This is a genomic window from Gilvimarinus sp. F26214L (assembly GCF_054401055.1).
This window is the reverse complement of sequence record NZ_JBTIYG010000023.1, coordinates 1-18,832: the sequence shown is the minus strand read 5'-3', so window position 1 is coordinate 18,832 and position 18,832 is coordinate 1. Positions and strand designations below refer to the sequence as shown.

13 protein-coding genes are annotated in these 18,832 nt (G+C 60.9%); 8 read left to right on the top strand and 5 right to left on the bottom strand.

Going from position 1 to position 18,832, the window contains the following annotated elements:
- Positions 1-222: 222 nt before the first annotated feature.
- The gene (locus ACURWW_RS16840; RefSeq protein WP_445618285.1) at positions 223-1,689 is read left to right on the top strand and encodes a RimK family protein; all 1,467 of its coding nucleotides are present in this window, start codon (positions 223-225) and stop codon (positions 1,687-1,689) included.
- Between the two features lie 594 nt (positions 1,690-2,283).
- Here ACURWW_RS16840 and ACURWW_RS16835 read toward each other — a convergent pair.
- The 4 genes from ACURWW_RS16835 to ACURWW_RS16820 form a co-directional block, all read right to left on the bottom strand.
- Positions 2,284-3,471, bottom strand: coding sequence for a peptidase C39 family protein (locus ACURWW_RS16835; protein ID WP_445618286.1), 1,188 nt, complete (start codon positions 3,469-3,471; stop codon positions 2,284-2,286).
- Between the two features lie 155 nt (positions 3,472-3,626).
- Positions 3,627-5,105 (bottom strand): MFS transporter, encoded by a 1,479-nt coding sequence (locus ACURWW_RS16830; protein ID WP_445618287.1) that lies wholly within the window; start codon positions 5,103-5,105, stop codon positions 3,627-3,629.
- A gap of 280 nt (positions 5,106-5,385) precedes the next feature.
- Entirely contained in the window at positions 5,386-5,955 is a 570-nt protein-coding gene (locus ACURWW_RS16825) for a class GN sortase (RefSeq protein WP_445618288.1), read from the bottom strand.
- The gene (locus tag ACURWW_RS16820; protein ID WP_445618289.1) at positions 5,948-8,029 is read right to left on the bottom strand and encodes a marine proteobacterial sortase target protein; all 2,082 of its coding nucleotides are present in this window, start codon (positions 8,027-8,029) and stop codon (positions 5,948-5,950) included. The genes ACURWW_RS16825 and ACURWW_RS16820 overlap by 8 nt, the downstream gene beginning before the upstream one ends.
- A gap of 266 nt (positions 8,030-8,295) precedes the next feature.
- Between ACURWW_RS16820 and ACURWW_RS16815 the strand changes: the two genes are divergently transcribed.
- The 7 genes from ACURWW_RS16815 (at position 8,296) to ACURWW_RS16785 (ending at position 17,051) form a co-directional block, all read left to right on the top strand.
- On the top strand, positions 8,296-8,718 hold the full coding sequence (locus tag ACURWW_RS16815; protein ID WP_445618290.1) for a hypothetical protein: 423 nt from the start codon (positions 8,296-8,298) through the stop codon (positions 8,716-8,718).
- Positions 8,719-8,928: 210 nt separating this feature from the next.
- Complete coding sequence (locus tag ACURWW_RS16810) at positions 8,929-12,705, top strand: nitrate reductase subunit alpha (protein ID WP_445618291.1); 3,777 nt, start codon at positions 8,929-8,931, stop codon at positions 12,703-12,705.
- Positions 12,705-14,300, top strand: a complete 1,596-nt coding sequence (narH, locus tag ACURWW_RS16805) for a nitrate reductase subunit beta (protein ID WP_445618292.1) — start codon at positions 12,705-12,707, stop codon at positions 14,298-14,300. The genes ACURWW_RS16810 and narH overlap by 1 nt, the downstream gene beginning before the upstream one ends.
- 55 nt (positions 14,301-14,355) lie before the next feature.
- Entirely contained in the window at positions 14,356-15,072 is a 717-nt protein-coding gene (gene narJ, locus ACURWW_RS16800) for a nitrate reductase molybdenum cofactor assembly chaperone (RefSeq protein WP_445618293.1), read from the top strand.
- Positions 15,073-15,131: 59 nt separating this feature from the next.
- Entirely contained in the window at positions 15,132-15,812 is a 681-nt protein-coding gene (gene narI, locus ACURWW_RS16795) for a respiratory nitrate reductase subunit gamma (RefSeq protein ID WP_445618294.1), read from the top strand.
- Positions 15,809-16,654, top strand: coding sequence for a peptidylprolyl isomerase (locus ACURWW_RS16790; RefSeq protein WP_445618295.1), 846 nt, complete (start codon positions 15,809-15,811; stop codon positions 16,652-16,654). Before narI ends, ACURWW_RS16790 begins: the two co-directional genes overlap by 4 nt.
- A gap of 52 nt (positions 16,655-16,706) precedes the next feature.
- Positions 16,707-17,051, top strand: a complete 345-nt coding sequence (locus tag ACURWW_RS16785; protein WP_445618296.1) for an SPW repeat protein — start codon at positions 16,707-16,709, stop codon at positions 17,049-17,051.
- Here the strand turns inward: ACURWW_RS16785 and ACURWW_RS16780 are convergent.
- The gene (locus ACURWW_RS16780) at positions 17,048-18,049 is read right to left on the bottom strand and encodes an integron integrase (protein WP_445618297.1); all 1,002 of its coding nucleotides are present in this window, start codon (positions 18,047-18,049) and stop codon (positions 17,048-17,050) included. The genes ACURWW_RS16785 and ACURWW_RS16780 overlap by 4 nt on opposite strands.
- Positions 18,050-18,832: the final 783 nt, after the last annotated feature.

Below are 18,832 nucleotides of genomic sequence, written 5' to 3'. Positions count from 1 at the left end.
GTAACCCAACAGGAGACCGGAATTGTTGGGTTACGGCCTGTCGGCCTAACCCAACCTACAAGTGGTGCTGCGGTTTGGCAATGCAAGAGCGACAGGCGCCGAGCGTGTAGGTTGGGTTAGCGAAGCGTAACCCAACAGGGCCGCGGTGTATTTGCGCTTCCCGTCCGGGGTGCTATATTGCGCCTCCCTTCCCTCAGCTTCCTTTTGAGTACCTGCCGACCGATGTCGAATATCTACCTCGTCCTGGACGACCTGTCCGCGTGGCGCGCGGAATTTCCTGCCGATGCAGTTATCAGCTTTGACACCTACCTCAAAGAGCACCCCATCAAGGGTGAAAAGAAGACGCGCATCATCAACCTGTGCAACACGGACCGCTATCTCAGCAAGGGCTACTACTGTTCCCTGCTGGCGGAAGCCCGGGGTCACAAGGTCCTGCCGCCGGTCAATACCCTCAACGACCTCGGGAGCCAGCAGCTTTACCTCTTGCAGGTGAATACGTTGCTCGCGCAGCTCAACAAGCTCGCCCGTGATGAGTCTTCCCGGGAGGATATTTGCTTCAAGGTTTTCTTTGGCAAAACCGAAAAGCGCGAGCTCAGGCTTTTGGCTCGCAAACTTTTTGAGCGGTTTCCGTGTCCGGTTCTGGAGGTGGTGCTGGTCTGGCAGGGTTCCTGGCAGATCCGCTCGATCAACCCTTTCGCCTTCGAGGACCTGAATGCGGAGGAGTCCGGTCGCTTTGTGGAGGCGCTGGAAAAATTTACCCAGAGCCTGTGGCGCAGCCCCCGCAAGCGCAAGGCCAGTCGCTGGGATATGGCGATTCTGATCAACCCGCACGAGAAGTTGCCACCCAGTGATTCGGGCGCTTTGAAGCGCATGGAGCGCGCGGCCACGAAGGTGGGGTTCCATGTGGAGTTTATCGGCCCCGCTGATTACGCGCGCTTGAGCGAGTTCGATGCGTTGTTCATCCGGGAGACCACGGGCATCGATCATCACACATATCATTTTTCGCGCAAGGCGGAGATCGAAGGTTTGGTCGTGATGGATGATCCTACCTCCATTCTTCGCTGCTGCAATAAGGTCTTTCTGCAGGACGCATTTACCTACAGCGGTGTACCCACGCCCAAGACCAGGATTGTATCCAGCATGGAGCCGGCTGATCTGGATGCATTGGAGGAGTTTTTTGGCTATCCGATGGTTTTGAAGATTCCCAACGGTTCGTTTTCGGTGGGCGTGTCGAAGGCGGAGAGTCGTGAGCAGTTGCGGGAGGTTCTGGGCGAGTTGTTGAGCAAGTCCGCCCTTGTGATTGCGCAGGAGTTTCTTTTCACTGAGTTTGATTGGCGAATCGGTATTCTCAACCACCGTCCGCTTTATGCCTGCCGCTATTATATGGCGAAGGGGCATTGGCAGATCTACGACCACGGTGCGGATCGCATCGGCAGCGGCGGGTCGGAAACGCTGCCGACTTATGAGGTGCCTCGCGTGGTGTTGAATGCGGCTCTGAAGGCTGCGCGGATTATCGGCGATGGTATTTACGGGATCGATATCAAGCAGCAGGGCAATAAGGTTTATGTGATCGAGGTGAATGACAATCCCAGCCTGGAACACGGTGTCGAGGATGCGTTTATCGGGGATGAACTTTATATGCAGATTATGAGTGAGTTCGCGCGTCGTCTGGAGAATCGGGGGCGGTGACCTGGGTTGGTTTGAGCTGGGCTGATCGGATTGTTTGAGGGCGAGGTATGATCCGTTCGCGCGGGGGGATGGATGGTGCCAGGCATGGGGTCATCGATTGTGTCAGGTTGCGGGGTGATGATTGGTGCCAGGACGTGGGGTCATCCGGCCCTGCCGCGACACGCCGTGAACCCATCCCTGGGGGCTCTTCACCAGCATCCCTGCTGGTGAAGGTCGCGGCAGGGCCGGACGCCCCCACGTCTCGAGAGCCCCGTGCAGGGTTTGGTTCTGAAAGCGGGTTTGGATAATGCGTAGGTTGGGTTAGGCGCAGCCGTAACCCAACACTCAACCCGTTGGCGACTTTCGTCGAATGACCACCGCAGTTCTCAATCGCTCACGGCCAAACGATGACATTTTTTGAAGTCGTCACAGGCGATGGGCAGTACGTAGGTTGGGTTAGGCGTAGCCGTAACCCAACACTCAACCGGTTAACGACTTTCGTCGAATGACCACCGCAGTTCTCAATCGCTCACGGCCAAATGATGACATTTTTTGATGTCGTCGAAGGCGATGGGCAGTGCGTAGGTTGGGTTAGGCGCAGCCGTAACCCAACACTCAACCCGTTGGCGACTTTCGTCGAATGACCACCGCAGTTCTCAATCGCTCACGGCCAAACGATGACATTTTTTCGAAGTCGTCGCGGGCGATGGGCAGGTATTGGCAGTCCAGTTCGTTCTGCTCGCCTTCGGTTGGGTCCGGGTCGTGGACGTAGAGGCATTGCTCGTCGATGCCGCTCACGGTGACCCAATGGGGGGCCTTTTTGTAGTCCATGCGGTAGGTACTGATCAGCATCAGCACGAGGGCGCCTTCGCTGAGCCAGCGCTGTATGTCCTGCTGTCGTACATCCCGGTAGCGGATTGGGATGCCGGCGGTTTTCGCATTGTTTACAAACTGCTGATGCACGGCTGCGATCACTTGTTTTTTATCCGGGCTGCGTACGCTCTCCATAAATAGCGGGCCCTTCTGGTTGATGACGACTTCCGCGTCGAAGCCTCGGCGGGCTGCAGCCAGGGCGAGACCGATCGGGTGGCTGCCGCCGTGCCCGGAGGTCATGAAGATGGTGGTGGCCTCCCGCCACAAGTCCAGCTCCAATTCACGGCTGAATGTCACCTCGGGGTTCAGCGCGGCCATGGCCATCATCGCCGCTGCGGGGCCGCAGGTGAATTCCGTGGTCTGCTGGTACCAGGGGACGGGCTTGGACATCAGGTCGCCCGGAGCGTGACGGATGCGCTTCTGCATTCGCAGGGCATCGCGGTGGTCCTCGTAATAGGCGCTGTAGGTTCCAAAGGCGGCATAACCCAGGGACTGGTATAGGTTGATGGCACCGGTGTTGTCCTGGGCCACTTCAAGGCGCATGAACAATCGTCCCCGCTTTGCGGCGTCCGCTTCCACTTCCAGCAGCAGCGCTCTGCCCACGCCCTGGCCCCGGGCCCGTTTCGAAACGGCGATTGAATACAGGCGCGCGAGACGGGTGCCCCGGTGCAAGAGCGCCAGGCCGTATCCCACCAATGCGCCTGCGGATTCGGCGACCAGGAAGACGCGGTTCGGCGCCTGGATCCAGTGCTTCATCCGGCGGCGGTTGAGTCGATCCGAGGAGAAGCTCGCCAGCTCTAGTGCGAGCAGGCCGGGCAGGTCCTCAATGTGCACAGGGCGAATGGAGATACCCGACCGGGCCGATTCCGCACGGACGGGTTCCGGTTCTCTGGTGCTCGAGGCACGCGCGTGGTTTGGATCGGTGGGCATGGGGGTGCTCAAAGAGGGAATGGTCAAGAATAGCAGGTGTCGGACAGCTTGGGTGAAAGGCGAAGAGGCTGTCGCGGTGTCTGGCGAGCAAAAGGGCCTCTCCGGCCTAGGCGGCGCCGGGAGAAGGCGAGGGCTTCGCCGCTAGCACGATCTGCTCAATCCTGGACCTGTCCATTGTCAGCAAGCCGACCGGGCACCGCCGTAGCGTCGGCAGGTGTTTGCGCGTGCCGTGCAAGCCAGAGGGCGACGGCGAGAAACAGCAGCGTCAGGCCGACCAGATACAGCAAGCCGGCGGCGAGCGCGTCCTGGTAGGCGGTCGATGCGTAGCGGCCGCTCTCCAGCGCACCGTAGAACGGGATCCCGATCAGCGCGACGCCGAGGGAATTGCCGATCCACTGGGTGGTGCCGAACACACCCGATGCCGCGCCGGCATATGCCGTCGGCGCGCTCGCCAGGGTAGTCGCAGTCAACGGCGCCATAATCAATCCGATGCCTGCCCCCTCGACAAGCAGGAGCGGAATCAACTGCGCGAATGCAGCCGGCCGTTCGCTTTGGGTCAGGAGCGCCCACTGCAGCAGGTGGCCGACAACGAGTGCCATGCCACCCATCGGCAGAACCAGTCCGCCCCAACGTTGCGACAGCCGCGGCACCAGCAGCGACGTCACGAAGAAGCCGGCCGTCAGTACGGAAAACACCAGCCCACCGGTCAGCGCGTCGAGCCCGCGACCGAGCTGCAGGTACACGGCAAGGACGAAATAGAACGACGCATTGGTGCTGTAGAATGCCAGCGCCGCCAACAGACCGAGCGAAAACCGGCGTTCCAGGAACAGGCCCGGCGGCAGCAACGTGTCCCGCCCCCGTGTCGTTCTCGCCCGCTGGTGTGCGGTCAGTAGCATAAGCAGCAGCGCTGCGGCAGCGGCCGTTAGCCAGACCGAGGCCGGCCAACCCGACTGGCGGCCTTCAATTAGCGGCCAGAGCAGGCCCAGCAGCCCGCCGCTGAGCAGCAGCGTCGCCGGCAGGTCGAGCCGGGTTGTCACGCCCGGCGGCGTGTAGGGAACCGCCCGCGTCAGAGTGGCAAGAACCATGATCCCGACCGGCAGATTGATCAAGAAGCACAGCCGCCAGCTCAGGCCAAACAGATCGCTCTCGATCAGCCCGCCGCCGATCAGTTGTCCGGCAGTCGCCGCGCCGCCGAGCACCAGGCCGTACCAGGCAAACGCCTTGGCCCGCACCGGCCCGACGTAAAGCGTGTTGAGCATACTCAGCACCTGGGGCGTGACCGCTGCCGCGCCGAGCCCCTGCGCGACACGAGCGGCGATCAGGACCTCGACCCCAGGCGCGATGCCGCACGCCAGAGATGCGGCGGTAAAGAGGAGTACGCCGACCCCAAACATGCGCCGTCGGCCCAACATGTCGCCCAGGCGTCCCGAAGTGATCAGGCTTACGGCGAAGGTAAGCCCGTAGCCGGCCACCACCCACTGCATGGCGGCATCGCCGGCGTGCAGCGTCGCCTGCATCGAAGGTATCGCCACGGCAACGATGAAGAAGTCGAGCGTGACGACGAAAGTGCCGGCCAATAGCACGGCCAGCGCAAATTGGGGGCGAAAGGCTGGAGGCTCATCGGAGGATGGCATCGCGGCGGTGGCTCCTACGCTGTTGCTGGTTGCCGCAGCACCGTAGCGACTCCAACCACCGCCGGCAATTACCTGCCAGGTAATCGCATGAACGGGAGTTTTGGGAAATCTTGCCTTACCGTGCACTCGTACACTTATTTGCTGCGCTCAGCGGGCCGCACGGACGGTTCCGGTTCTCTGGTGCTTGGGGCACGGTGGTTTGGCTCGGTGGACATGGAGGTGCTCGAAGAGGGAGTGGTCAAGAATAGCGGTGTCGGACAGCCTGGGTGGCTGGCGGTGCTCACAGGCGAGAGATTTTTTGCGCAACCACCGCAAAGCGCAGCGGCCCTCCTGCGCTGAGTGTATCGAAGGGATAGCAGGTGATCAGCAGGAGGGTGTTGGGGTCCGGAACTATTTGCTCCTGAACGCGGATATCGAGTACTTCCATGGAGGTTACGCGGTATTCCTCGGAACTCTGATCGCGCGCTTGCCACTTGATGCGGTCGCCCGGTTGCAGGTTACGAAGAAAGGCGAAGTGGCTGTCCCGGTGCCCGGCAAGCACAAGGGCGTCGCCGGCCTGGGCCGCGCCGGGACCGAAGGCGAGGGCTTCGCCGCTGTGATCGCTCAGCACGATCTGTTCAATGCCCAGCCGGTCCACTGTCAGCAAGCCGGCCGGGTGCACGTCGGCCCACGGCCAGGGTTTGACCGGCTGCGCCCGGGCCTCACTGTCCTTCCATGCCGAATGCAGAAGCTGTTGGGCGAGCCAGGCCTTTCCGCTCAGGTACAGGGCCTGACCGCCGCTTACTGCGGCGAGCAGAATCAGGAGCACTAACAGGGCGCGCCGATAAGTGGATGGCAACAAGCTAAGCATGGCTACAGACCTTTTTTCGCAGCGGTATCTGCAGGCCGAGAATGCCGGCCAGCGCCAGCGCCGCAATAAGCCACATCTGGCCGACCCCCAGCGCACCGGCCGGAACGGGAATCGCCATGGTATTGCCCGCGGGCATGGCATTGGGGACGGCGCGGTGCCGCAGCGGTGCGCCCGCGGGGCGGATCGGATTCTCTTCGATGGCCACAAAGCTCGTAAAGCGGGACATCAACTGGTGCTGTAACGCGAGTTGGGTGATCCGCGTTTTTATATCCGCGTTCTGCGTATTGCCGCTGCGCCGGGCTTCGCTTTCCAGCTCCTGCAGGTGGCGGCGCGCCCAGAGCTTGCTCAGGTCCTTGCCGGTGGCCCGGGGCGGAACCAGCACTTGCCGGCTGAACGTGCGCCCTTGTTGCTGGCCGGAGAGGGTAATCTGCACGGGCGGAGGTCCCGTAACGCGCACTGCCATTGTCAGCGGTTCGCCTGCATAGAGGTCTGGCAACGCGCGCGGGAAGAAATCCACTTCGGCACCCTGGAAGTCCACCTGAAGGTCGGTAATCAAGGGGTTTTGCAGCTTGTGGAAGAGGTCCAGCATGGCCCTTTCAACCTGCTCCTGACTGCCGATGTAGGTGAAGCTTCCGCGGCCCGCAAGTGCAGCTTCGCGCATGAAGTGGCTGTTGGGCGCGGAACCGATGCCCATGGTAAACAGCCGTTTGCCACCGGCCTTGCGGCGAATCAGTTCAAACAGTTCCCCTTCATTGCCCACGCTGCCGTCAGTTACAAAAACCACCTGCTGCACGTAGCCGCTGCGCTCCTCCGTCGAGAGAGCCAGGTCCAGAGCCGGTCGCATTTCTGTCCCGCCATTGGCTTGCAGGCGCTCGACAAACAGCGCGGCTTCGTTCAGGTTGGCGGGGTCCGCGGTGCGGGTCCCGGACCACAACGCGTGGGTGTGGCTGTTGAATTCCACCAGGTTGAATCGATCGGAGGGCTTGAGTTGCGCGAGCGCCTCCAGCAGGGCGCTTTTGGCCTGGGCGATGGAGTTGCCGGCCATGGAGCCAGAGGTGTCGACGATAAAGATCGTCTCCCGCGGCAGGATTGAGCCGGTGGCCACAAGCTGAGGCGGAAGCAGCATCAGGAACAGGTAGTGATGTTCTCCAAGCTTCTCGGACAGCGCTGCCGCCATGGGCGCAGCGCCGCCAGCCGGCTCCCATTCCAGCACTGTGTCGCGGTCCAGCTTCGCTCCCCGGTCCAGTTCCACAACGGACGAACCGTTTCGGGTTTCGATCCGGGCCGGGTGGTGGACGCTGCGAAGCTTCGCCAGGGGAATGCCCGCGTTGATCTCGGCGCGCAAGCGCAAAGGCGCAGCTTGTGAGGCGGGCACCATGGGCGGAGTAATGTTGTGGGCGTCGGGCACCTGGTCGGTGGGCCGGGCCCAGCCGCTACCCGCGGAATAGTCCACCATTCCATCGTCGGGACTGGCGGCGCGCTGAAGAATCCGCCCGGGAATGTAGCGCGGCGTGAGGGTAGTGGGAACCCGCAGGCTGAAGCGTCCCTGGTCGTACTCAATGTCCTGCAGATAGTGGAGCTCAATCTCGATGGTTTCTCCCGGGGCAATGTTGGCGACGCGACTGGTAAACAGGTTGGGACGTTGCTGGGAGATGAGGCTTGCCTTTTTGCCGGCCTTCCTGGCTTGTGCATAGGCCGCCCGGGCTGCCTGCCGTTCCCGGATCCGGCCAACGATGTGGCGCTCGCCGATGGTCATGGCCATGTAGTCCACGGCGCTGTTCTCCGGCAACGGAAATACATACTCCCCTTCCGCCCAATCGCTTGCGGTATTCTCAAAGGCCTGCCGCACGACCACCCGCGCGAGCATGCCGTTCACCTGAACGTCCACGTCGGTGGACTTCAGTCGCGCCCCACCACCGCCCTCCGTGCCGTGCAGGCGAAGCGTGCCGCTCCCCACATCGCCGGCGACGCTGTCGCCGTAGGCGAGAGTGTGGGTGGTTAACAGCAGGGCGATAAACAGGGCGTTCAGCAGGTAGGCCCGCCAGTAAAGTTGGATGTGTTCGATCGCTGTCATGAATCACCTTCCGGTCCGTGGGGAAACGCGGGTGATTGTGGAGGCGGGGAATGGAATCGCCGGGCCGGCACGCGGCAAAGCGCCGGCGAATCATGGCGAAATCTGGCAAACCCTCCCGGAGGCCGGCCGAAGGGACGAGTGAAAGGAACACCCTCGCGGATCATCGGTCGCTTGAGTTCAAACGCAACCCGCGCGGTGGGACCTCAAAGCGCTCAGTTGATGCCACCCACCGAAGTTGGACGACCATTGGGAAGGTGGACCGCTGGATGACGCAATACTACGAGTTGGAACACTTCGATGACTTCCTCGGAATCGCGCGCCAACAGAGTCCCGGTGAGCACTTGCTGCTGGTTCTGGCGCGCCGGGAACTGCCGGACGATCACACAGCGGACCAGGCGCAGCGCTTCGCCGCGGGCGAAGGCGGGCACCTGGCGCCACTTGCCATCCTCGATAGTCCGGCCCGCGCGCTGAATAGTTTTACCCACCTGGCCCGGCAGGCCGACCAGTTCGCGGGCGACTGGCACGCGGTGTTTGTGGCCGCTCTGTCCGGCACGCGGGAGAATTCACCGACACCGGAGGTTGTTTTCGAGGCAGGGGAGGCGATGCTTGATGCGGTTCGCGGTGGGCGGATCGGCAGCTATCTTGTTTTCGATCGGCAGGGCGCGCCACTGCATTTGTCAGCGGGCTGAGTTGTCGCGGCCGGTTTTGCGTTGTAGCGTTTGCAATGCGGATGTTAAAAAATCCATGGCTCCATGAGTCAGGACGCGTCATTCCCTCTCTGACGACACCTGTTTCGCTGTTGCCCCTGGGCTGGTGTTCGAAAATTTTTTGGCCCCGGTGGTGTAAACCTTGCCTCGGTCCCAGCTATTGGACAACACTCGATGCCAGGATGGAGCCCGATGAGTCAGATACTGAACCGCTTGGCCTACTTCCGACAGGAGAAAGCAAACTTTTCCGGGAAGCACGGTATCGACACTCGCGATGACCGGAGCTGGGAAAACTCCTACCGCCTGCGTCAACAGAATGACAAGATCGTGCGCTCCACCCATGGAGTGAACTGCACGGGCTCCTGCAGTTGGAAGATCTACGTAAAGAATGGTCTGGTGACCTGGGAAATCCAGCAGACCGACTATCCCCGCACCCGCCCCGGCATTCCGAATCATGAACCGCGCGGCTGCCCGCGCGGCGCCAGTTACTCCTGGTATCTGTACAGCGCCAATCGCCTCAAATATCCGATGGTTCGCGGCCATCTGCTGCGTCTGTGGCAGGAGGCCCGCGCCGTTCACAAGGACCCGGTGGACGCCTGGGCATCCATTGTGGAAGATGCGGAGAAGGCCAGGTCCTACAAGAAGCGTCGCGGCATGGGCGGCTTTGTGCGCTCCAATTGGGACGAAGTAACGGAGCTGATAGCCGCCGCCAACATCTACACCATCAAAACCTGCGGGCCCGATCGCGTGGCCGGGTTCTCGCCCATCCCCGCCATGTCCATGGTGTCCTACGCTGCGGGCACCCGTTACCTGTCGCTGATCGGCGGTACCTGCATCAGCTTTTACGACTGGTACTGCGACCTGCCTCCCAGCTCGCCCCAGACCTGGGGAGAGCAGACCGACGTACCGGAATCCGCCGACTGGTTCAGCGCAAGCTTCATCATCATGTGGGGCTCCAACGTTCCGCAAACGCGATCGCCCGATGCGCACTTCATGACGGAGGTTCGTTATCGCGGCACCAAGACGGTCACCATCAGCCCGGATTATTCGGAAGCCGCGAAGTTCGGTGACCTCTGGCTGCACCCGAAAGAGGGCACCGATGCCGCGCTGGCACTGGCCATGGGCCATGTCATTCTCAGGGAGTGGTACATCGATGGCCGCAGCGAATACTTTGAAGATTACCTGCGCCGCTATACGGATATGCCCGTGCTGGTGCGCCTGGAGCAGAGCCAGGGGCGCCTTGTTGCCGGGCGAACCTTGCGTGCCAGCGACCTGGCCGCGGAGTTGAAACCCAGCGCCAATAACCCCGAGTGGAAAACCCTCGCCTGGGACGAAGTTGGCGACTCCGTGGTTGTGCCTCACGGCAGCATCGGCTTTCGCTGGGGAGCGGATGCCGGCAAGTGGAATCTTGAACAGAAGAACGAAGCGGACGGCCGGGATGTACGTCTGCAGCTTTCCTTCGCAGGCACCGCCGACGATGTGGCCAGCGTTGCCTTCCCTTATTTCGGCGGCGCTCGCGGTGCCAACCCCCATTGGTCCCATACGGACCATCCGGAAATTCTCGAGCGCAACGTACCCGCACGCAGGCTGCGCCTGGCCAGCGGCGAGGATGTCCTGGTGACCACGGTCTTTGACCTCACCTGCGCCAACTACGGTGTGGATCGCGGCCTGGGCGGGACCAACGTGGCGAAAAGTTTTGACGACGATGTGCCCTGTACTCCCGCCTGGCAGGAGCGGATTACCGGAGTGCCGCGCGACCGCGTCATTACCGTCGCGCGCCAGTTCGCGGAGACGGCCCACAAAACCGAAGGGGCCGCCATGGTAATTATCGGTGCCGGGGTCAATCACTGGTACCACATGGACATGACCTACCGCGGCGTGATCAACATGCTCATGCTGTGCGGTTGCATCGGCAAGCCCGGTGGCGGGTGGGCCCATTATGTGGGCCAGGAAAAGCTCCGGCCCCAGAGCGGCTGGTCGCCCCTGGCCTTTGCGGGCGATTGGCTCCAGCCCCCACGACAAATGAACGGCACATCCTATTTTTATTTGCACACCAATCAGTGGCGCTATGAAAAGCTTGGCGTGAACGAGATTCTCTCGCCTCTGGCAAACCCCGCCCAGTACACGGGCCACATGATCGACTTCAACGTGCGGGCCGAGCGCATGGGCTGGCTCCCCAGCTCGCCACAGTTTTCCCGCAACCCACTGCACCTGACGCGTGAGGCGGAGGCCGCCGGCAAGGACCCCGGTGCTTTCGTGGTGGACAGCCTGAAGGAAGGGCAGCTCGCCTTTGCCAGTGAAGATCCGGACGGGCCCAACAACTACCCCCGCAACCTGTTCATCTGGCGGGCCAACGTGCTGGGCGCGTCCGGCAAGGGCAAGGAATACTTCCTGAAGTATCTGCTGGGTGCCGAGAACCAGCACGGCGTGCTGGGGCTGGACCTGGGCAAGGACGAGATGGGGGACAAGCCCGAAGAGGTGCAGTGGCGGGACCCGGCGGTGGAAGGAAAGCTGGACCTGCTGGTGACCCTGGACTTTCGCATGTCCACAACCTGCATGTATTCCGACGTGGTGCTGCCCACGGCCACCTGGTACGAAAAGGACGACCTGAACACCAGCGACATGCATCCGTTTATCCACCCGCTCTCGAAAGCGGTGGACCCGGCCTGGGAGTCCCGTTCGGACTGGGACATCTATAAATGCATTGCAAAAAAGTTTTCCGAATTGTCCGTCGGCCACCTGGGGGTGGAACAAGATCTGGTGAGCGTGCCCCTGCAACACGACTCCCCGGCGGAACTGGGCCAGGCGCTGGACGTGCGGGACTGGAAGCGCGGCGACTGTGACCCGGTACCGGGGAAAACCATGCCGTTTCTGTCCGTGGTGGAACGGGACTACCCGAACACCTACCGCATGTTCACCTCCCTGGGGCCGCGTCTGGAGGAAAACGGCAACGCCAGCAAGGGCATCAAGTGGGACACCAAAAAGGAGGTGGCCGCGCTCGCGGAGCTCAACAGAAGGGTCAGCGAAGAGGGCGTGAGTCACGGCCGTCCGCGCATCGACAGCGCCATTGATGCCTGCGAGACAATACTGATGCTCGCCCCGGAAACCAACGGCGAAGTGGCAGTAAAAGCCTGGTCCGCTCTGTCGAAGAGCACCGGCCGGGACCACACCCACCTGGTAAGCGCCAGTGAGCACGAGAAGATCCGCTTTCGCGACCTGCTGGCCCAGCCGCGCAAGATCCTCACCTCGCCCACCTGGAGCGGCATCGAGTCGGAGCACGTCTCCTATACCGCCGGCTACACCAACGTTCATGAGTTGATCCCCTGGCGGACCCTGACCGGTCGCCAGCAGTTTTACCAGGACCACCCGTGGATGCGCGCGTTCGGCGAGGAGCTGTGTGTTTACAAACCACCGGTCAACACCAAGACCATCAAACCCATCGAAGGCCACCATCCCAACGGCAACCCGGAGCTGGTGCTCAGCTTCAATACACCGCACCAGAAGTGGGGCATTCACTCCACCTACAGCGACAATCTCATCATGCTCACGCTCGCCCGCGGTGGTCCGGTCATCTGGATGAGTGAGGTGGACGCCCAGAAGGCGGAAATTGAAGACAACGACTGGATCGAGGCCTACAACATCAACGGTGCAATCACCGCGCGGGCCATTGTCTCCCAGCGTGTGCCGCCAGGGCTGGTGTTCATGTACCACGGCCAGGAACGCATTGTTCACACACCCGGGTCGGAAATGACGGGCCGCCGCGGTGGCATTCACAACTCCGTGACGCGGGTCGTGCTCAAGCCAACCCATATGATTGGCGGCTATGCGCAGCTTGCTTATGCCTTCAACTACTACGGCACCGTAGGCTCCAATCGTGACGAGTTTGTAATCGTCCGCCGCATGGATCAGGTGGACTGGCTGGGCGGAGCGCCCCAGCACATTCTGAAAAAGATGGAGGGGGAAGACTGATGCGAATCCGCGCCCAGATCGGCAAGGTGCTGAACCTCGACAAGTGCATCGGCTGTCACACCTGCTCCATCACCTGCAAAAACGTCTGGACCAGTCGCGAAGGCATCGAGTATGCCTGGTACAACAACGTGGAGACCAAACCCGGCGTCGGCTACCCCAAGGAGTGGGAGAACCAGCGCCGCTGGAATGGCGGCTGGCGCCGGCACGAGGATGGCCGGATCCTGCCCCGCATCGGCGGCAAGTGGCGGGTGATCGCCAATCTGTTCTCCAACCCGGACATGCCCTCCATACAGGACTACTACGAGCCGTTCGACTACGACTATGGCACCCTGCAAACAGCTCGCGAGTCGAAGACACTGCCCCAGGCCCGCCCCTATTCGCTGCTGACCGGAAAGCTGCTGGATAAAGTCGAATGGGGAGCCAACTGGGAAGACGACCTGGGCACCGAATTTGCCAAGCGCTCGAAGGACTACAACTTCGAGGGCGTGGAGCAGGAGATCTACGGCCAGTTCGAAAACACCTTCATGATGTACCTGCCGCGCTTGTGCGAGCACTGCCTCAACCCGTCCTGTGTCGCGTCCTGTCCCTCCGGTGCGCTGTACAAGCGGGAGGAAGACGGGATCGTATTGATCGACCAGGAGATGTGCCGCGGCTGGCGCATGTGCGTGTCCGGTTGTCCCTACAAGAAGATCTACTACAACTGGAAGTCCGGAAAATCGGAGAAATGCATCTTCTGCTACCCGCGCATCGAAACAGGCCAGCCGACCGTCTGTTCGGAAACCTGTGTGGGGCGTATCCGCTATCTGAGCGTGATCCTGTACGACGCCGACCGGATCGAGGAAGCGGCCAGCGTGGAGAACGAGCAGGACCTTTACGAAGCGCAACTGGGCATCTTTCTCGATCCACATGATCCCGAGGTCATCGCCGAGGCGCGCCGCCAGGGTATACCTGAAAACTGGCTGGATGCCGCCCAGCGCTCGCCGGTGTACAAGATGGCCGTGGAATGGCGTGTGGCCTTTCCCCTCCATCCGGAGTACCGCACTCTGCCCATGGTCTGGTACATCCCGCCCCTGTCGCCCATTCAGGCCGCGGCGGACGCCGGCAAGGTGGGGATGAACGGCATCTTCCCCGACGTGCAATCCCTGCGCATTCCCATGCGCTATCTGGCCAACCTGCTTACTGCCGGCGACGAGCGGCCCATCGTGCGCGCGCTGGAGCGCATGCTGGCACTGCGCTGCTACATGCGCGACAAGCATGTTGAGGGCAAGCTCAATACAGAGGTTCTCGACCGGGTCGGGCTCAGCCAGGAGCAGGTGGAAGAAATGTATCGCTACATGGCCCTGGGGGACTTCGAAGACCGGTTTCACATTCCCACCAGCAAACGTGAGTATTCAACCCAGATTTACGACGCGATTACAGAACGGGGTGCCTGCGGGTTCACCTTTGGATCCGGTTGCGGCGGCGGTGATTCAACGGACGCGGACATCTTCGGCGGCAAGGCCACAGGGGTGCGTAAATACTTCCCCATCCGTGCCGACCGTGAGCCCTATACGAAAGAAGGTCGCGGGCAAACGGCCGATGAGAGAAGGGAGTAAACGCAAACCATACGCCGACCCAGGAAGCCACCAAAAAGACCAGACGGAAATTTGCATGCTGACGTTCAAGGCCCTCTCGATACTGATTGACTATCCCACTGAGGAAAGACGCGCGGCTCTGCCGGAGATTGTGTCAGTCCTGGAGGCTGAACGTGTATTGAGGGGTGAGCCGTTATCGGCGGTCGCCAATCTGGTGGATCACTTGCAATCCAGATCCCTTCTGGCAACCCAGGAGGAATACGTGCAGCTCTTTGACCGCGGGCGCAAACTCTCCCTGCACATTTTTGAGCACACCCATGGCGAATCCCGCGACCGCGGCCCCGCCATGATCGCCCTCATGGAGCAGTACCGGAGCGCCGGCCTGGAGCTTAGCGCGCCGGAGCTGCCTGACTTTCTGCCGTTGGTGCTGGAGTTCGCCAGCCGCCAACCTCTTGAGGAAGCACGACTGCTGTTGTCGGAATGCATGCCCGTGCTGACCTTGCTCGGCGCCCGGTTGTCCGCCAGAGCCTCCCCCTACGAAGCGGTGTTTACCGCGCTGGAGGCCATTGCCGGCCCGGCTGAGGAGGCCCAGGCCCTGCGCCGGCAAGTGGCCGAAGAGGGGCCCGACGAGGCGTTAACCAATATCGACAAAGTCTGGGAAGAAGAGGCCATTACCTTTGAGGAGCAATCCGCGCTGTCCGGCCGGCATACGGCGGGAACCACCGTGAGCGGCGCGGGAGGCAACCAAGCGGCGGAACCGCTGCGCTGGGTGGACGCGTCCGCGCGGACCTGAGCTGGCGACAGACCTTTATTTCGGCTTTTCGGAACGGAAACATCAGAGAGGCTCCGGCCATGGAATATCTCCATCAACTGCTGTTCGGTGTCGGCCCCTACCTGGCCGGCACCATCTTTATTCTGGGGAGCATACTGCGCTACGAACGGGGCCAGTACACGTGGCGGACCATGTCCAGTCAGATCCTCCACAACACCCGCGCCTACCGCACGGGGAACATTCTGTTTCACCTGGGTATTCTCACCCTTTTCATGGGGCACCTGGTGGGCCTGCTTACTCCCCATCAGGTTTACGAGGCGTTCGGCCTGAGCGCGGGGGCGAAGCAGATTCTGGCCATGGTGGTGGGTGGCATCTTCGGCCTGCTCTGCCTCGCGGGTATATCCGTTCTGTTGTGGCGCAGGCTATTCGTACCCGCGGTACGGGCCAACAGTTCGCGGATGGATACGGCCATTCTTATTCTGCTGTTTCTTCAATTGCTCACCGGCTTCATGACCATCTACACCTCGCGCCACCACCTGGAAGGATCAGTGATGCTGGCGCTCGCCGGATGGGCCCAGCACATCGTCACCTTTCAGGGCCAGGCCTGGACCTTCCTGGTCAACGTCCCCTGGGTGTACAAGATTCATATTCTCTTGGGGCTGTTGATGTTCACACTCTTTCCTTTCAGCCGATTGGTCCATATCTGGAGCTGGCCCTGGGTCTACCTGCGCCGCTCCTACCAAGTGGTGCGGCTGCGATGACAGCGCGCAGTGACCTCATCTATTCGGACAGCCGGGGCGACCTCAGCGCGGCTGAACGCATCGAAGGTACCATCGAGGTAAACGGCGAAACTATCGGCAGCGAGGACGTCCTGCGGGAGATGCAGTACCACCCGGCCCGCAGCCTGGAAGAGGCCCGTTTCAATGCCGCACGCGCCCTGACCATTCGTGCCCTGCTGCTACAGGAGGCGGGTCGTCTGAAGATTGCTCCTCAAATACAGCCCGACGAAACCGAAGACGAAGCGCGCATCCGCCAGCTACTGGAGCGGGAAGTGGCCACGCCCGAACCGGACCAACATCAGTGCCGCCGCTTCTATGAAAAAAATCGCGCCGAGATTCGTAAACCCGGCGAATATCTCGTGTCCCACATACTGCTCGCAGCCGCGCCCGACGACGCCCCGGGCCGCGACCGAGCCGAGGCCAGCGCACGAGACATCATCGAAAAACTGGATCAGGACCGGGCACGCTTTGCTGAATTTGCCGCCCGGTTCTCCGCCTGTCCATCGCGGGAGCAGGGCGGCAGTCTCGGCTGGATTCGCCGGGGGCAGACAGTTCCCGAGTTTGAAAAAGCGGTAGAGCGAATGAGCCCCGCCACGCTGCGGCGCACACCCGTGTCCACACGCTACGGTTGCCACGTGGTCTACCTAGAGGCGCGCCGTGACGGGAAGCCGCTCGAATTCCACGAAGCCGAGCCGCTCATTCGCGACTACCTGCGCGAGAGCGTCTATCGCCGCGCCGCGAGTCAGTATGTGGAATTGCTGGTCGCGCGTGCGGATATCAATGGCATCAACCTGGAAACAACAGATAGCTCGTTGATGCGGTAACAAACAAACTCGGTCGCGATCAAATTTTGTTAGCAAATAAGAGGAGCAACCCATGACCAGGCGCTGGCAGAGCTGGATGCATTTGCTGATGGGATTCTGGCTGCTTGTCTCACCTCTGTTATTGGCATTCGCAGCCGGCTACGGCAGTACCCCCGCCGTGAACGCCTACCTCACCGGTGCTGTCCTCGTAGCCGTCAACATCGTCGCCCTGACCCGCCCCGCAACCTGGCAGGAATGGGTCAGCCTTGCCATCGGCGCCTGGCTGCTGCTGTCCAGTTTCGTTCTCGGGGTTGCCGAGGACCAGTTAGTGATGTGGAACAACCTGATCTCCGGCCTGGTCGTGGTGCTGGGAGCGGTCAGCGCGTTGAACTGGATCCGAGCACGGCAGAGATCCTAGACCGCCACGGTCCCCACCCGATCCACCGGGCTGATAATCCCCCGGCCTCCTCGGTTGACCACGTGCAGACAGATCTCCGTGGTGCTGATGTCCGAGTGGCCCAGCAATTCCTGAATCGTGCGAATGTCGTAGCCCGCCTCCAACAGGTGAGTCGCGAAGCTGTGGCGGAAACTGTGACACCGGGCCGGCTTATCCACGCCCGCCCGCATCACGGCTGCGCGAACCGCACGCGTCAAACCTGTCGGGTGCATATGGTGCCGCCGTAGCACCCCTGTGCGCGGGTCCATGCCAACGCGCGTTGAAGGAAAAACAAACTGCCACGCGAGCTCCCGGGCCGCCGAGGGGTATTTGCGATTGAGCGCATCCGGCATGTAAACCTCGCCAAAGCCGTCCGACAAATCCTTCCGGTGCAAGGTAGCCACTGCCGCGATCTGCTCCTTCAAGGGAGCCTTCATGCTCGATGGCAAAACCGTCGAGCGATCCTTGCCGCCCTTGCCACTGCGCACCAGAATATTCCCGCTGGAAAAATCAACATCCTTCACCCGCAGCGACAGGCATTCCGCCTGCCGAAGTCCGCTGCCGTACATCAGCCCCGCGAGCAAACGATAAGGGGACCTCAGCTCCGCCAGTATGCGATCAACCTCGTCACGGCTGTAAACCACCGGCAAGCGCCGGTGTACGCGAGCAAAAGCGAAATCCAGATCGGCGATGTCCACGCCGAGAAACCGGTTATAGAGGTAGCTCAGCGCGTTCAGTGCGGTCCGTTGAGTATTCACCGAGCACTGCCGCTGCACGGAGAGAAAGGAAAGAAAATCTACTACTTTTTCCTTATCTAACGATCGAGGATGCCGTTGACCATGGAAGTTGATAAAGCGCCGCATCCAAAGGATATAGGTCTTTTCGGTTGTATAGGCCAGCCCGGCTTCGCGCATATGCAAGCGCACCTGATCCAGAAAGCGCTTGGGCCTGGCGGGTAGCGGAATTCGGATATCGTCCATTGATGTCCCATCCTGAAGTTATCTGGTTATACGTACAGTTGTACTCAAGGGGTTCATCCCCTGTCAACCGTTTTTCATCGACATTTTGTCCAGTATTACTGGATTCAATGTAAGCTACTGAAATCTCAGGACATTAATCATTCCGCTACGCGCATGAGTATTACGGATGCGATGATTTTCGCTCATATTTACGGCAGACATGACTTGAAGAACATCGCTCAGCCCGTTGAATTACAATAACTTTCGTTTTGCCTGACGAAGTCCACTTGAGCGTGGATCTTCATCATGTAAATATGAGCATCACGCCAATGATTAAACTGTTAAGAGTTTTGCATGGTCGACTTTTACTTGAGCATCTATGGACCACTACTCGCATTCGGGTTGTTCATCGTTAGTTCTGTAGTTCTTGTGCGGCGCGGCCACTTGGGGCCGTCATTGCTCATAGGAGCGTCGTCCGCGGTAGCTATGTTCACAAACGCAATGGCAGCTTTCAGCGGGCCGGATTCTGTAGAATACGTGCAAGGTTCTGAGGGGCAGATTCTCGGCGCTACAGGGGCGTTCAGTGTTTGGCAGCAAGTTTACTTTTGGGTCGCCCCGGTATCCATACTAGCCATAGCGGCTGGGGTTCTATGGCTGGCACTAGGTAGTCCAACTCTTAACAAGGCGCTCAAAAATGACGCCTGAAAAGCAGCGCATTTTAGCGCAGCGTTAACTGTCATATGGATTTACCACTAGGCACTGCCAATTCGCAGTTGTACGAAAAGAACGGGCTGACTTACTACA

Coding starts and splice junctions, on each gene's coding strand:
- ACURWW_RS16840 (WP_445618285.1), top strand. CDS start 223: ATGTCGAATATCTACCTCGTCCTGGACGACCTGTCCGCGTGGCGCGCG.
- ACURWW_RS16835 (WP_445618286.1), bottom strand. CDS start 3,471: ATGCCCACCGATCCAAACCACGCGCGTGCCTCGAGCACCAGAGAACCG.
- ACURWW_RS16830 (WP_445618287.1), bottom strand. CDS start 5,105: ATGCCATCCTCCGATGAGCCTCCAGCCTTTCGCCCCCAATTTGCGCTG.
- ACURWW_RS16825 (WP_445618288.1), bottom strand. CDS start 5,955: ATGCTTAGCTTGTTGCCATCCACTTATCGGCGCGCCCTGTTAGTGCTC.
- ACURWW_RS16820 (WP_445618289.1), bottom strand. CDS start 8,029: ATGACAGCGATCGAACACATCCAACTTTACTGGCGGGCCTACCTGCTG.
- ACURWW_RS16815 (WP_445618290.1), top strand. CDS start 8,296: ATGACGCAATACTACGAGTTGGAACACTTCGATGACTTCCTCGGAATC.
- ACURWW_RS16810 (WP_445618291.1), top strand. CDS start 8,929: ATGAGTCAGATACTGAACCGCTTGGCCTACTTCCGACAGGAGAAAGCA.
- narH (WP_445618292.1), top strand. CDS start 12,705: ATGCGAATCCGCGCCCAGATCGGCAAGGTGCTGAACCTCGACAAGTGC.
- narJ (WP_445618293.1), top strand. CDS start 14,356: ATGCTGACGTTCAAGGCCCTCTCGATACTGATTGACTATCCCACTGAG.
- narI (WP_445618294.1), top strand. CDS start 15,132: ATGGAATATCTCCATCAACTGCTGTTCGGTGTCGGCCCCTACCTGGCC.
- ACURWW_RS16790 (WP_445618295.1), top strand. CDS start 15,809: ATGACAGCGCGCAGTGACCTCATCTATTCGGACAGCCGGGGCGACCTC.
- ACURWW_RS16785 (WP_445618296.1), top strand. CDS start 16,707: ATGACCAGGCGCTGGCAGAGCTGGATGCATTTGCTGATGGGATTCTGG.
- ACURWW_RS16780 (WP_445618297.1), bottom strand. CDS start 18,049: ATGGACGATATCCGAATTCCGCTACCCGCCAGGCCCAAGCGCTTTCTG.